Here is a 14210-nt window from a genome sequence, read left to right as displayed (position 1 = left end):
ATATTCATGACTTGTCTATGGATAATGACATGACTAGAACAACTCCAGCTACAAACATAGCGAGATAGAGAACCCTCATTTAAGCAACTGTAATCAGTTTCACTTGATGTGAAAAATCTGTCAACCTCTATCAGTACTTTGCCATAAAGCCAACGCTTCTATTTGAGCATATCCATAAATTTACAACCAATAATTTGACTAATGCAAGTTGTTCGCTCATTCGTTGGATAGATTTTTGCTTTAAATATCTTAAGTATCTCGAACAGGAATTAGAATTTAGGAGTATTAGAAAATTGGCTGCAATAATAAATTATACTTTACAGTCTTGATTATATAGAGTCACAAGTAGCGGAGTGATAAAGGCGCAACGCTGATGGGCGGTGCTGATCCCCATTTTTAAATTAATAACTAAATCAACAAAAAAATGATTGATGAACCAAGCTAATTCTTCTTGACAGCAATCTTGTATGGGATACCCCCTTCTGTTAAAATCAAATATACCACTAGGATTAAATACTTACCGGCACCAACATTCAGGCTAGTCCGACGAGTAGCAACTTAATTAATTTGTTGTCTGCCCGCTTGGTGTCTTATAGCTGTGCTAGGTAGCAAGAACGCAGGATAAACCAAAGAGGTAAACTCCTGGCTTCAGAATCTGCTGTGTGAAAAATTATTGACACAACTTTAGTATTTTAGAGGAGATTTATGACAAGTAAGCCGGAACGCGTGGTACTGATTGGAGTAGCCGGAGACTCTGGGTGCGGTAAATCTACGTTTTTGCGTCGTTTGATAGATTTGTTTGGTGAAGATTTAATGACAGTCATTTGCTTGGATGACTATCATTCCCTGGATCGCAAACAGCGTAAAGAAACTGGGATAACGGCTTTAGACCCCAGGGCGAACAATTTTGACCTGATGTATGAGCAAATTAAAACGCTCAAAAGTGGTCAAGCGATTGATAAGCCGATTTACAACCACGAAACCGGCTTGATTGATCCGCCAGAGCGGGTGGAGCCGAATCATATTATAGTTGTTGAAGGGCTGCATCCTTTATATGATGAGCGGGTGCGATCGCTAATCGACTTCAGTGTTTATTTTGACATTAGCGATGAGGTCAAAATTGCCTGGAAAATCCAGCGAGATATGGCTGAACGCGGTCATCGCTACGAAGATGTGTTAGCGCAAATCAATTCCCGCAAACCTGACTTTGAAAAGTTTATTGAACCACAAAGAGAATTTGCCGATGTGGTTCTCCAGGTATTGCCCACAAACTTAATCAAAAACGACACCGAGCGTAGAGTCTTAAGGGTACGTATGCTCCAAAGGGAAGGTAAGGAAGGCTTTGATCCAACCTACCTGTTTGATGAAGGGTCAACAATTAATTGGACTCCTTGTGGACGCAAGCTGACCTGTTCTTATCCTGGTATGCAACTGTACTACGGTTCAGATGTTTACTACGGGCGCTATGTCTCAGTACTAGAGGTAGATGGTCAATTTGACAACTTGGAAGAAGTAATTTATATCGAAACCCATCTCAGCAATACATCCACTAAATATCAAGGCGAATTGACTCACTTGTTACTCCAGCACCGTGAGTATCCAGGTTCCAACAATGGTACTGGTTTCTTCCAAGTGCTTACAGGTTTGAAAATGCGTGCTGCCTATGAGCGGTTGACAGCTACAGAAGCAAAGTTAGCGGTTCAGGTTTAAAGCAGCAGTGTTTGTGTCAAAGCTTGTGGGGGCGCTTCCGGGTGTCCCCCTTTTTTTGTGTTATTAAATACATTTTAACCAAAAAATAATTAACATACATTTGTCTTCTTTACAGATACTTACCTTATAGTTAGTGATTTTTATCAATATCAAGAAGATACTAACTACTGAAGTATAAATATTGTTATGATTTCATAAATTAGGTAGTTGAACTAAATACTCACATTTAGTCAGCGAAAAAAACCCAAGAAAGGAGGAATTTGCTTTGTCTCGTCGATATTTATTTACCTCCGAGTCAGTTACCGAAGGTCATCCAGATAAAATCTGCGATCAGATTTCTGATACCATTCTGGATGCCCTACTGACACATGACCCCAGCAGCCGTGTCGCTGCTGAAGTAGTAGTTAATACTGGTTTGGTGCTAATCACTGGTGAAATAACCACCAAAGCCAATGTTAATTTCGTCAATCTCGCCCGCAAAAAAATTGCCGAAATTGGCTATACCAATGCCGATAATGGCTTTTCTGCTAATAGCACCAGCGTTCTGCTGGCTTTAGACGAACAATCACCTGATATCGCCCAAGGCGTTAACACCGCCCAAGAAACTCGCCAGCAAGATAGTGATGAGCTATTCGACAAAATTGGTGCGGGCGATCAAGGTATAATGTTCGGTTTTGCCAGTAACGAAACACCAGAACTGATGCCCTTACCCATCAGTCTTGCCCACCGCATTGCTCGCCGATTGGCAGCAGTTCGCAAAACGGGTGAACTTTCATACCTGCGTCCTGACGGTAAAACCCAAGTAACTGTGGTCTACGAAGATGGACGCCCAGTAGGTATTGATACTATTCTAATTTCCACCCAGCATACAGCCAGTATGGGGGAAATTACGGATGAGACGGCTGTACAAGCCAAAATTAAACAAGACCTCTGGTCAGCAGTGGTCGAACCTGTTTTTGGCGACATTGATGTTAAGCCTAATCAGGAAACACGTTTTTTAGTCAACCCCACTGGCAAATTTGTCGTTGGTGGTCCTCAGGGAGACTCTGGTCTGACAGGACGGAAAATAATTGTTGACACTTACGGTGGCTATTCACGACATGGTGGCGGCGCTTTTTCTGGAAAAGACCCCACAAAGGTAGACCGTTCTGCTGCCTATGCGGCTCGCTATGTCGCGAAAAATATTGTCGCCGCTGGGTTAGCAGAAAAAGTTGAAATTCAGCTATCCTATGCTATTGGCGTAGCGCGACCAACAAGCATTCTAGTAGATACCTTTGGCACTGGTAAAGTGGATGAAGAAACCTTACTGGAATTAATTAACCAGCACTTTGAACTGCGACCAGCAGGGATTATTCATACCTTCAACTTACGCAACTTACCAAGTGAACGAGGCGGACGTTTTTATCAGGACGTCGCGGCTTACGGTCATTTTGGGCGGGCTGATTTAGACTTACCTTGGGAACAGACCGATAAAGCCGAATTGTTGAAGCAAGCAGCAAACGAGTCACTTTCGGCAGCAGTTGCTCAGGCATTAACTTAGACCTATACGCTACTACAAAAACCTAGCATGTTGATTTGAGGGTATTAGCAACTTCACAAATTGCCTATACCCTCATTTATATTTCAACTTTCACCCGCAACACGGTTTGAGCGACGCTCAACTCATATTCACGGGGTGAAAGTTCATAATCTACGAAGGTTCCCGGCAACTCAGTCTCCCCGATATGCCCCGAAGTTAAAGCGATCGCAGCTTCACCGTACTTGTTCTGTGGGACTTGTGGGCGGGTTCTGAAGCGATCAACGTGAGCCTGTAGTGCCTGTGACTGATTGAGCAGTTCTCGAAACGCCTGTTGTGGTAGCACTAATACTGTGGTTCGGGTGACTGCCTGGACTGTGAACTCCCAATTGCTCTGAGGCTCTACTAAGATGCGATCGCCAAAATAGTCACCGTCAGCCAACACACCCAACACGGTCTGTTCGTCATACTTGCCAACGCCAATGGCATAGGTCAATCGACGGTTTACCCGATAAGTGCCACCCTTGGTCTGCCCACCGCGATGTAATCTCCTGCATCTGTGGCGCAGATTTGGTTGTCGTTGCCAAGTTACGCGCAGCTGCGGTACTCAAACTCAGTTGGGGTTGCCCACTCTCAACATCCAAATTCAACTCGATAGATTCAGTCATAATCTAATCCTCTAATCTTTAGTTCTTAACAAAAAAACCTGACCTGATTGACCCAATACTGACTTTGGATTCACACCACTTTTAATCACAAACCCAGCTATGTTTCAGAAGTCGGCAAAAGGCTTCGCACACAAGTAGGGTTAAATGTTGCAGATTAGGCAGCGATTGGCACAAGCAATACTGAAGTGGAATAACAATAAGATTCCCGACTTTTTAGAAAAGGCGGGAATCTGAGACTTTCGAGCCAGTCTGAATAAATCCTATTTAAAACAATAACTACGAAGAAGACTCGACTGATTCGTGACCACATCACAATTAGCTAATCAGGTGCTCTTTTCGTTCGTTACCTCTGCTCCTGCTTTGTTTGACTCATTAGATGAAGGTGATTCTGTTTTCTCTGATTGCGTCTCACTCGTTTGTTGCAATTGGTTGAGATGGATGTTGTTCACTTGAACAATAAAGTATTCTAATGCTTGACTTGCCTTTTGTTGCTGTTGGGCTTCGTCAGACACATCATAGCAACGATAAGGCGGAGTCACTCCCAATATAAATTTCTCTTGTTCAGCTTCTAACAATTCAACGGCTGTATTAGCAGCAAGCGAATTCTTCTGAAAAGGAAAAGAGGTAACTATACTGGCAACTATAGAAGCAATAGCTGGGCAAATTACAGGGAGCCACTTGAGCCAAGCTTGTCCAGCTTCTAATTTGTCTACCAGAACTAAAATCGGTGTGACTCCTGATAAAATTACTGTCGCAATTTGCAAACTATAGTAAAGGTTCCTTGATACACCTCTAATTCTTTTATAATCGTCTATTAAGTCTTGGCTGTATTGTAAAGCCTTCCCTCTTGTCAGAGTCAGCGTATCTTTATCCCATGAATTAGGGTTAGTCAATAGATAACTATAGAGTTCAGCTTTTTTGGTGAGTTCAGACTGATAAGCGGCCTTCTTATAGTTCTGAAATACTTGTCTATTGATGAGCAATAAAAAAAACAAAAATGTTAGAGATACTGCTCCAGAAATTACAACTTTTTTATCATCTGAAAGAAAAATAATAAAGAGTCCAGAAGATACAAAAGCTGCAAGTAATAAATACTCAATTACCTTCAAGTTAAACAACTTTTTTTCATCTGATGGAGAAGATAAATTTTCAATCCTATCAGAAACCTTACTTTGGTTTTTTTGCTCAAAATTAGTTAATTCAGAAGTAGTCATTGCCTCTTACTCAATTCGTTATCAGATTAAATGTAGCAATCAAATGAATAGCAACAAGTAAAATTGCTTTAAGGGGGTTGAAGTCAGGATAAGTTAGCCAGAGAGCAGCTTTACTATAAATAGCTAATCTTCTAACTTTTGTTTAAATATCCTTTTCATAACCGTTAGGTAATTCTTTTCCTTCCCAAAACCTTCTAGTATCTGCTATTTGCTCCCAGTTTACGATTGACTAGTTGGCTTAAAATGCTTTACAACAGTCAGACATATTTCTTTCGGTTGACATAAAATTATTTAAGTCCAGTAAGTCTAGTCAATCCTAACCATACATATATTTGATTGACAATGCAAGACTTTCTTGATAGTAATTTTACGTAGGCACAAAAAATATTTAAAACATAAGTAACGTGCCTGCCCCAAAAAATATATGATTTAGACTTTGCAATACTTGAATTGTTTTTTTAGAATTTTAACCCTATCTGGGGTGATAAGCTGTCGTGCAGAGATTGGCGACAAATATTTTGAGAGTAAATTATGCAAGAGTCTGTGATTTATCAAGATATCCTTCAAAAAGGAAGACAGCAGGAAGCGCTAGCACTGATAAGATGCGAACAATTGCAGAAATTAACGAGAAAATTAGCCGCCAACGTGCGGTAGTGTTGACAACTGAAGAGTTAAAAGCACGAGTTGTAGAAATCGGTGTTACTAAAGCTGCTAAAGAGGTGGATGTAATTACCACTGGCACCTTTGAGCCGATGGAATCAAGTGGTGCAATTATCAATCTTGGACACACCGATCCGCCGATAAAAATTCGCCGCTGCTGGTTAGATGGTGTGCCAGCATACTCTGGTTTTGGGGCAGTAGATTTATATTTGGGTGCGAGTTGTGCTGTAGAGACGACGGATGGAGAAGAAGTCCGAGAACGTGGCGGCGGTCATGTAATCGAAGATTTGATTGCTGGCAAAGCTATACACGTAAAAGCGCAAGGACAGGTAACAGATTGTTACCCCAGAGCAACTTTTGAAACTACAGTTACCAGTGAAACTATTAATCAGTTTTACTTATTTAATCCGCGCAATCTTTATCAAAATTTTATTGTTGGTGTAAATGGTGGCGATCGCCCCCTTTTCACCTATCTCGGCCCTTTACAACCGCGTCTGGGAAATGCTGTTTACTCTAACCCAGGTGCTATTTCTCCCTTACTCAACGACCCCGATTTGCAACTCGTTGGTATAGGTACAAGAATTTTTTTAGGCGGTGGTATTGGTTATGTTGCCTGGGAAGGCACTCAGCACTTCCCTTTACAAAAGCGTTTAGCTAATCGTACACCGATTGGTCCTTCCGCCACTTTAGCTTTAATTGGTGATGCCAAGCAAATGGATGCTCATTGGGTGCGGGGTTGTTACTTCAAAAGCTATGGTCCCTCATTGATGTTAGGTGTTGGTGTACCACTCCCTGTATTAAATGAACAAGTAGTTGAACACTGTGCCGTGCAAGATCAAGACTTAGTAGCCCCAATAGTGGATTTTTCCATTCCCCGGCGCGTCCGTCCCACTTTTGGTTTGGTGAGTTACGCCCAACTCAAATCTGGGCGGATCACTATTGAGGGCAAAGCTGTACGCTCTGCCCCCTTAGCGAGTTTATTTTTTTCTAGGCAAGTCGCCCTAGAGTTGAAAAAGTGGATCGAAGCAGGGACATTTACCCTCACAGAACCAGTTTCTCCAATTCCGATGGAGCGATCTTTTCTACCCCAAGACCGTCGGACGGATTTTTAAGGAGATTTGGGAGTGGGGAGTAGGGAGCAGGGGGAAGGGGGAGCAGGGGGGACAAGGGGACAAGGGTTGAAAACTTGAAACAAGTCTTTCCCCTTGTCCCCAATTCTCCTTGTCCCCAAGTCCTCTTGCCCATGCCCAATGCCCCATGCCCAATTCCCTACTCTTGAGTTGGTTTCGGTCGCTTGATCGGCTTAGGAGCGGGTGTTTTGGGTATAGGTTTTGACACCACAGAGGTATCACCGCCTGCGCCTGTTTTCTTGATAGGACGCGGGGTTTCGCCACTGCGTCTGGGGGGGAATGGTTTTCTACCACCAGCACCACCACCACTACCAGTACGAGGGCCACCTCTGAATGGTGGTTTGCGTTTTTTGGGCAAGTCAGCGATCGCCTCAGCTTTTTCTACTATCAAAACGTCAGCTTCTCGCTTGGCTTGGAAGTCCCAGAACTTTCCTACTGCTTTGGTGGTCAGCACACCCCTCAATTTCAACTTAAAATACTTGGGTTTGTCAGTTGGTTTGCGTGCAGCCTGCCTAATTTTGACTACCAAGCTCTTAGCGTCAAAAGATTGGTATACTACCTCACCACGAACAGAAAAACCACCATCTGCAACTTCTGATGAGGGGATTACGGGAATTGTGCTTAGTTCAGAGTTTTCGGATAAGCCATCATCGGGTGTCTGTGACTCTTGCAACTCCAAGTCTGACTCGTCTTCATCTGTTGAGCTTTTAGCCAAATTTTCTGGCTCCCAAACTCCGACGATTTGGATGTGCAAGGTATCATTTTCTTGTCTTGTCCGTGGATATACTACCCACAAATGTTCTTTTTCTAAATCTAGGTGATTCTTGACTAAGCTCATAATCCGGCCTAGGAGGACGGCATTGAGTTCTACACCATCGGTAGTCAGCAGCGTACCTTGAGTAAATTGTTCGCTGCTAGCATGATAGCGACCCCGGACTAACCCGATGGCTCGGTACTGCATCGGTTCACTGGGAGGCGGAATCGGTTGCTGTCGATTGACGAGGTTCCCATTTGAGTCAGTTTCGCTGGGGTTAACAGGCGAATTTTCAACTTTAGAGGACTGGGCTGCTATATGAACATTAGCGGCTGCCCCTATTTTAGTTGGGCCCTGGTTAGAGGCAGAAGAATTGGAGGATTCAGGCAACGGCATCAGGTCGGAATTCATAAAAACTCCTTGCGGCGGAGACACATCCCATTGTGGGATTTTACAAAGGCAGCTGGAAAGAGCATTTGTGCGACTGATGAAAGTATATTTGCTTTTCACAAAATCACACCAGAGTGCTCTATACAATACTAAAGGCGCTAAATTGAGTGTATAAACACTAAACGTGTAATTTAGCGCCTTTACACTAGTTTCGGAAGCATATCATAGCTACAATTCTGACGGCTCCTCCTAAAGTCATCACTTACTTTAGCAGTGTAGATAGTTAATTGTTATAAAATTCACAGGCAATTGGCGGTATTCCGCAAAGTTTTGGAAATTTTTAACTTTCCGATTTGTGTAAAGGATAATGTCATTAGAGTTCAGGAGAAAGACAAAACTGTGTCTCAACCGCGCAATCGCTGGGTAGTTCAAGTCGTCTTGGCACTGGCAGTTCTTGCTTTTGTGGGTGTTTCAGTGCTTCCGATCATTGGAGCATTTAATAATACGCCACCCTCAAACCAGAATACTGCTAGCACCAGAGGCAGCTTGCCCTCCTCTGACCAAAAATCAAAACTGGAAGACGAAGTACGGGGTTATGAACAGGTTTTGCAAAGGGAACCAGAAAATCAGACTGCGCTCAAGGGCTTATTGCAGGCGCGGCTACAATTACTGAGTCAAAAAGAAAAAAGTGAGGTTAAACCAGCTGATATCCAAGTCGTTATTGAACCTTTAGAAAAGCTAGCCAAGCTGAATCCCGAACAGTCAGAATATTCAGTGCTACTGGCTCAAGCCAAACAGCAAATTGGCGATCGCGAAGGAGCCGCTCAAGCTTATCGTTCGATTTTGTCTACAAAACCAGGCGATTTGAAAGCTTTACAAGGAATGGTGGCTTTGTTGATCAGTCAGCAACGGCCAGAAGCAGCCATTGGTTTGCTGCAAGAAACCCTCTCGAACGCAGCCCAAGCAAATACAATTCAGCCTGGAAGTGTAGATACAGTAGCCGTGCAGGTGCTGTTAGGTTCTGTTCACGCTTCCCAGAAACGCTACCCTCAAGCTAGCTCTGTATATGACCAAGCAATTAAGAAAGATCCTAAGGATTTTCGCCCCGTTGTGGCAAAAGCGATGCTCCTAAAACAACAGGGTAAAGACGCAGATGCAAAACTTTTGTTTGATAGTGCCGCAGCTTTAGCACCTGCTCAGTACAAAGATGAAATTAAGAACGCAGCAACGGCTTCTCCTACGCCTAATCCTGCTGTATCTCCCGCGCCTTCATTGGAAAGTACGCCTAAGTAATGGGGAGTAGGGAGAGACGCGATTAATTGCGTCTGTACTAAGTGTGGACAAAAAGTAATTATTGAATAAGTCTCTTCCTTTTCCCCTCATCCCCCTCATCCCCTCACACTCCTTCAATAGCAGCAAGGACACCAAAGACCAAAAACAGGCATCCGCCAATCAGGGTGAGTTGACGCTCAGAAATGCGTCCGGCAATCATTTTACCGCCAATAACTGCGATCGCAGCACAAATGGCATGTCCTAAAATTGCACCTATTGTTACTCCAATGGGATTATTACCTGCTGCTAGGGCAATGGTGGCAATTTGCGTGCGATCGCCCCACTCTGCCATAAATGTCAACACAAAGGCTTCTATGATAATTGCCAATGAAGTCTTTTGCTTTGGTAACTCCAAATCTGCTTTTTTTACCGCAGCTTCGGCCTCTTCTATAACTTCTGTATCACAAGCAGCAGACATCTTACTAGCGTCATATAACAGCTTGATACCAAAGGCGAGAAACAAAACGATTTCAGCGTAATGAATATAAACTTTTGGCAACAAAGACGCAGCTTGTCCAAATAGCACCGAAAGGATTGTCATTGCGGCTAAAGCAGCTGTCACACCTATAAATACCAGCCGCCGCGAGTGGTGCATTGCCAAAATTACAGCGATAAAAAATGTTTTATCCCCTAGTTCTGAAACTGTTATTAATAATAAACCTGCGGTAAAAGCTGTTAACACTCTCTCAAGCTCCTGAATAATCCTTTACCGATGTGAAGCTTGATGAGAACCAAAAGACCTCACCAAGTTTACACTTTTCGGTGTGAACTTAGTGAAGGTCTCGCTTTCAAATATTTGATTATTTGCCACCTGAACCAGGCTCATCGCCAGTATGTTGATTCAGACGTACTGGCTTTTATTGTTTTGCCAGCAGCTACTCCCCTTCTACGCAAACGTGATTGTACCTTTACTAAAGGTAGAAGTCAATAGTTGGGAATGGAGAGCAATAGCGAAACCCAACTTATATCTGAATCCTTAAATGCTTCTACCTAACTGGGTAATTTACCAATGCTTGCTATATAGCTTTTGTTATGCAATCACAGTAATATTTGCACTACTAAGCATTGCCTGATTCGGGAACTGGGCTATTTGAACTTGTGCTGTAGCACCAACTCCATCTTGATCAAAGAATAGGTTACCGGTAGTTTGATCATAGATGAAGCGATCGCCTGCGGTTGTCGCACTAGTCCCAAGAAGGAATAAGCTCGAATCAAGTGTCGTATCCTGAGATTGCCCCAGTCCAAATTCTGCCTTGGAAACAAAGAGAGTATCATCTCCAACAGTAAAATCAACGATTATATCATAGCCTCCAGTGAGGGGATAAGTCAGGTTGAAGCTATCTTGACCAGTTCCACCGGTGAATACATCGTTGCTATTAACCACTGTCAGTGCAAAAACATCGCTGACACTTGTCGTTTCATCACTAGCGATAACTTTGATGTTGAGGCTGCCAACGTTTTCATTTGTGGGAGTACCACTGAAAGTAATGCCGTTTAACGTCAACCAACTGGGGATTGGGTCACCATTTTCCAGGGTGGCGCTATAGCTGAGGTTATCTCCCGCATCTACATCCACGAAGGTATTTGCTGGTAGGGTGAAGTTGAAAGTGGTGTCTTCTGTTGCCGTTTGGTCGGCAATGGTATTTTCCAGTGTTGGGGCATCATTAACATTGTTGACTGCGATCGCGATCGCTTTTTCGTAGAATAAGCCACCTTGATCTGTAGTGCGTAAACGGATGTTGTAGCTATTCTTGGTTTCGTAGTCAGGTAAAACGTTGATTTGTAACTCGTTACCTACAATTGTGAAGGCGCTGTTATCGGTGCTGTCTGTACCTGCAACGAGGGTATAGGTGTGGGTATTGTCTATATCAACGTCAGCAGTGCTAAAGTTGCCAATTACTGTATTGGCAGGAACATTCTCGTTAACACTGGTGGCACTCAGGCTCAGACCAGTGGGAGTACTGTTCAGGTCAAGCTGAAAAAGTTCTTGCCCAGTGTTCCCGTTGTCAGCAAAAAAGTAGAGTTTGCCATTGATGTAAGTTAAGTTGTTAGGGTAAGAGCTAGCCGTGCCAGAGAAGATATCCTGGACGCAGACAGTACCAGCTTCGGTGCCATCACTCTTCCACAATTCATTGCCCCCACTGCTGTCGGTGGCACTGAAATAAAGGGTGCCGTTGACATTGGTTAGATTTTGCGAGTTAGAGCTGCCTGTGCCAGAGAAGATATCTTTAACACGGACAGTACCAGCCTCGGTGCCATCACTCTTCCACAGTTCATTGCCCGCAATGTTGTCATAGGCAACGAAGTACAGAGTACCGTTGACATTGGTCAGATTTTGCGGGTTAGAGCTAGCCATACCAGAGAAGATATCCTTGACACGGACAGTACCAGCCTCAGTACCATCACTCTTCCACAGTTCATTGTCTCCACTGCTGTCGGTGGCACTGAAATACAGGGTGCCGTTGACATTGGTCAGATTTTGCGGTTTAGAGCTACCCGTGCCAGAGAAGATATCCTTAACGCGGACAGTACCAGCTTCGGTGCCATCACTCTTCCACAGTTCATTGCCCGCAATGTTGTCATAGGCAACGAAGTACAGAGTACCGTTGACATTGGTCAGATTTTGCGGATGAGAGCTACCAGTGCCAGAGAAGATATCCTTAACACGGACAGTACCAGCTTCAGTACCATCACTCTTCCACAGTTCCCGACCCCCACTGCTGTCGGTAGCACTGAAGTATAAGGTGTCGTTGACATTGGTCAGATTTTGAGGGTTAGAGCTACCCGTGCCAGAGACGATATCCTTAACATGGACAGTACCAGTTTCAGTGCCATCACTCTTCCATAGTTCCCGACCCCCACTGCTGTCGGTGGCAACGAAGTACAGCGTGCCGTTGACATTGGTCAGAAAGTTCGGGTCAGAGCTACCCATGCCAGAGAAGATATCCTTGACGCGAATAGTACCAGCCTCGTTGCCATCACTCTTCCACAGTTCCCGACCACCACTGCTGTCGGTGGCAACGAAGTACAGGGTGTCGTTGACATTGGTCAGATTTTGCGGGTTAGAGCTACCCGTGCCAGAGAAGATATCCTTAACACTGACAGTACCAGCCTCGGTGCCATCACTCTTCCACAATTCATTGCCCCCACTACTGTCGGTGGCTCTGAAGTACAGGGTGCCATTGACATTGGTCAGAAAATACGGGTCAGAGGAGAGTGTAGCAGTATTAATATCCTTGACGCGGATAGTACCAGTTTCGGTGCCATCACTCTTCCACAGTTCAGAGCCACCGCTGCTGTCAGTGGCTCTAAAGTACAGGGTACCATCGACATTGGTCAGAGAGTTCGGGTTGGAGCTACCTGTGCCAGAGAAGATATCCTTGACGCGGACAGTACCAGCTTCAGTGCCATCACTCTTCCACAGTTCATTGCCTCCACTGCTGTCGGTAGCACTGAAGTACAAGGTGCCATTGACATTGGTCAGATTTTGCGGATAAGAGCTACCCGTGCCAGAGAAGATATCCTTGACACGGATAGTACCAGCTTCAGTGCCATCACTCTTCCACAGTTCCCGACCTCCACTGCTGTCGATGGCACTGAAGTACAGTGTGCCATCGACATTAGTCAGAGAGTTCGCGTAAGAACTACCTATGCCAGAGAAGATATTCTTGACGCGGACAGTACCAGCTTCAGTGCCATCACTCTTCCACAGTTCATTGGCCCCACTGCTGTCAGTGGCACTGAAGTAAAGCGTGCCGTTGACATTGGTCAGATTTTGCGGGTTAGAGCTACCTATGCCAGAGAAGATATCCTTGACGCGGACAGTACCAGCTTCAGTGCCATCACTCTTCCACAGTTCAGTGCCACCACTGCTGTCGGTGGCAACGAAGTACAGGGTGTCATTGACATTGGTCAGATTTTGCGGGTTAGAGCTACCTGTGCCAGAGAAGATATCCTTGACGCGGACAGTACCAGCCTCGGTGCCATCACTCTTCCAGAGTTCCCGACCTCCACTGCTGTCGATGGCACTGAAGTACAGCGTACCGTTGACATTGATCAGATTTTGCGGGTTAGAGCTACCTGTGCCAGAGAAGATATCCTTGACGCGGACAGTACCAGCCTCGGTGCCATCACTCTTCCAGAGTTCCCGACCTCCACTGCTGTCGGTGACAACGAAGTACAGTGTGCCGTTGATATTGGTCAGATTTTGCGGGTTAGAGCTACCTATGCCAGAAAAGATATCCTTGACGCGGACAGTACCAGCTTCGGTGCCATCACTCTTCCACAGTTCATTGCCCCCACTGCTGTCAGTAGCACTGAAGTACAGCGTGCCGTTGACATTGGTCAGAGAGTTCGCATAAGAGCTACCTGTGCCAGAGAAGATATCCTTAACGCGGACAGTACCAGCCTCGGTGCCATCACTCTTCCACAGTTCAGAACCACCACTACTGTCGATGGCACTGAAGTACAGTGTGCCGTTGACATTGGTCAGAGAGTTCGGGTTAGAGGAAACTCCACCGGTGTTTATATCTTTTATGAGGTTAATCGATGCTTCTTCTGCTGCCATAACCGTTTTTCCTTAAACCTTTAGATACAGAATCACAAGCGAAATCAGGCATTGGTTGGTGCTCCAAGTGCGATCGCTATTTTTCTTACATGCAAAGATGCGATCGCTGAATCCTCCGCTTTCTTGCTTGCAAAGATGAGGTCGCTGAATCTCCTAGCTTCGCTTTTTTAAAATTAAACAGCCTCAGTAAAGATGTTGAATTTTATCAAGAAACAATTCAGGAATCAGCGGCCATAATTCAGAAGAAGGTTAAGCAACTGGGGAATAAA

At 44.6% G+C, this 14210-nt stretch carries 8 protein-coding genes and 1 pseudogene; 4 read left to right on the top strand and 5 right to left on the bottom strand.

The window, feature by feature from the left end:
* Positions 1–705 precede the first annotated feature (705 nt).
* The gene (locus H6G92_RS04245) at positions 706–1710 is read left to right on the top strand and encodes a phosphoribulokinase (RefSeq protein ID WP_012409283.1); all 1005 of its coding nucleotides are present in this window, start codon (positions 706–708) and stop codon (positions 1708–1710) included.
* 265 nt (positions 1711–1975) lie between these two features.
* Complete coding sequence (gene metK, locus H6G92_RS04240; protein WP_190891093.1) at positions 1976–3250, top strand: methionine adenosyltransferase; 1275 nt, start codon at positions 1976–1978, stop codon at positions 3248–3250.
* A gap of 79 nt (positions 3251–3329) precedes the next feature.
* On the opposite strand, the pseudogene H6G92_RS40770 reads toward metK, so the two are convergent.
* Positions 3330–3894, bottom strand: a pseudogene (locus H6G92_RS40770) (cyclic nucleotide-binding domain-containing protein); the annotation flags it as partial.
* Positions 3895–4217: 323 nt separating this feature from the next.
* Positions 4218–5108 (bottom strand): DUF4231 domain-containing protein, encoded by an 891-nt coding sequence (locus H6G92_RS04230; RefSeq protein ID WP_190891091.1) that lies wholly within the window; start codon positions 5106–5108, stop codon positions 4218–4220.
* A gap of 602 nt (positions 5109–5710) precedes the next feature.
* On the opposite strand from H6G92_RS04230, the gene H6G92_RS04225 reads away from it, so the two are divergent.
* Complete coding sequence (locus H6G92_RS04225) at positions 5711–6880, top strand: homocysteine biosynthesis protein (protein ID WP_190891089.1); 1170 nt, start codon at positions 5711–5713, stop codon at positions 6878–6880.
* A 157-nt stretch (positions 6881–7037) separates the two neighbouring features.
* On the opposite strand, the gene H6G92_RS04220 is transcribed toward H6G92_RS04225, so the two are convergent.
* A complete protein-coding gene (locus H6G92_RS04220) occupies positions 7038–8063 on the bottom strand; it encodes a hypothetical protein (protein ID WP_190891087.1) in 1026 nt (341 codons plus the stop codon).
* A gap of 378 nt (positions 8064–8441) precedes the next feature.
* Between H6G92_RS04220 and H6G92_RS04215 the strand changes: the two genes are divergently transcribed.
* Complete coding sequence (locus tag H6G92_RS04215) at positions 8442–9335, top strand: tetratricopeptide repeat protein (RefSeq protein ID WP_190891085.1); 894 nt, start codon at positions 8442–8444, stop codon at positions 9333–9335.
* 103 nt (positions 9336–9438) lie between these two features.
* On the opposite strand, the gene H6G92_RS04210 is transcribed toward H6G92_RS04215, so the two are convergent.
* Together H6G92_RS04210 and H6G92_RS04205 are read right to left on the bottom strand one after the other, a co-directional pair.
* Positions 9439–10056 carry a TMEM165/GDT1 family protein gene (locus H6G92_RS04210; protein WP_190891083.1) on the bottom strand — a complete coding sequence of 206 codons (618 nt, stop codon included), beginning with the start codon at positions 10054–10056 and terminating at the stop codon, positions 9439–9441.
* A 348-nt stretch (positions 10057–10404) separates the two neighbouring features.
* On the bottom strand, positions 10405–13941 hold the full coding sequence (locus H6G92_RS04205; RefSeq protein ID WP_190891080.1) for an ELWxxDGT repeat protein: 3537 nt from the start codon (positions 13939–13941) through the stop codon (positions 10405–10407).
* Positions 13942–14210 lie beyond the last annotated feature (269 nt).

The sequence above is a fragment of the Nostoc foliaceum FACHB-393 genome (assembly GCF_014698505.1).
In the GTDB taxonomy this organism is placed as follows: Bacteria; Cyanobacteriota; Cyanobacteriia; order Cyanobacteriales; family Nostocaceae; genus Nostoc; species Nostoc foliaceum_A.
This window is presented reverse-complemented; position numbering and strand designations above follow the sequence as displayed.

Bases quoted from the DNA above. Each gene is read 5' to 3' on its own strand.
- H6G92_RS04230 (WP_190891091.1), bottom strand. From the start codon at position 5,108: ATGACTACTTCTGAATTAACTAATTTTGAGCAAAAAAACCAAAGTAAG.
- H6G92_RS04245 (WP_012409283.1), top strand. From the start codon at position 706: ATGACAAGTAAGCCGGAACGCGTGGTACTGATTGGAGTAGCCGGAGAC.
- H6G92_RS04225 (WP_190891089.1), top strand. From the start codon at position 5,711: ATGCGAACAATTGCAGAAATTAACGAGAAAATTAGCCGCCAACGTGCG.
- H6G92_RS04205 (WP_190891080.1), bottom strand. From the start codon at position 13,941: ATGGCAGCAGAAGAAGCATCGATTAACCTCATAAAAGATATAAACACC.
- H6G92_RS04220 (WP_190891087.1), bottom strand. From the start codon at position 8,063: ATGAATTCCGACCTGATGCCGTTGCCTGAATCCTCCAATTCTTCTGCC.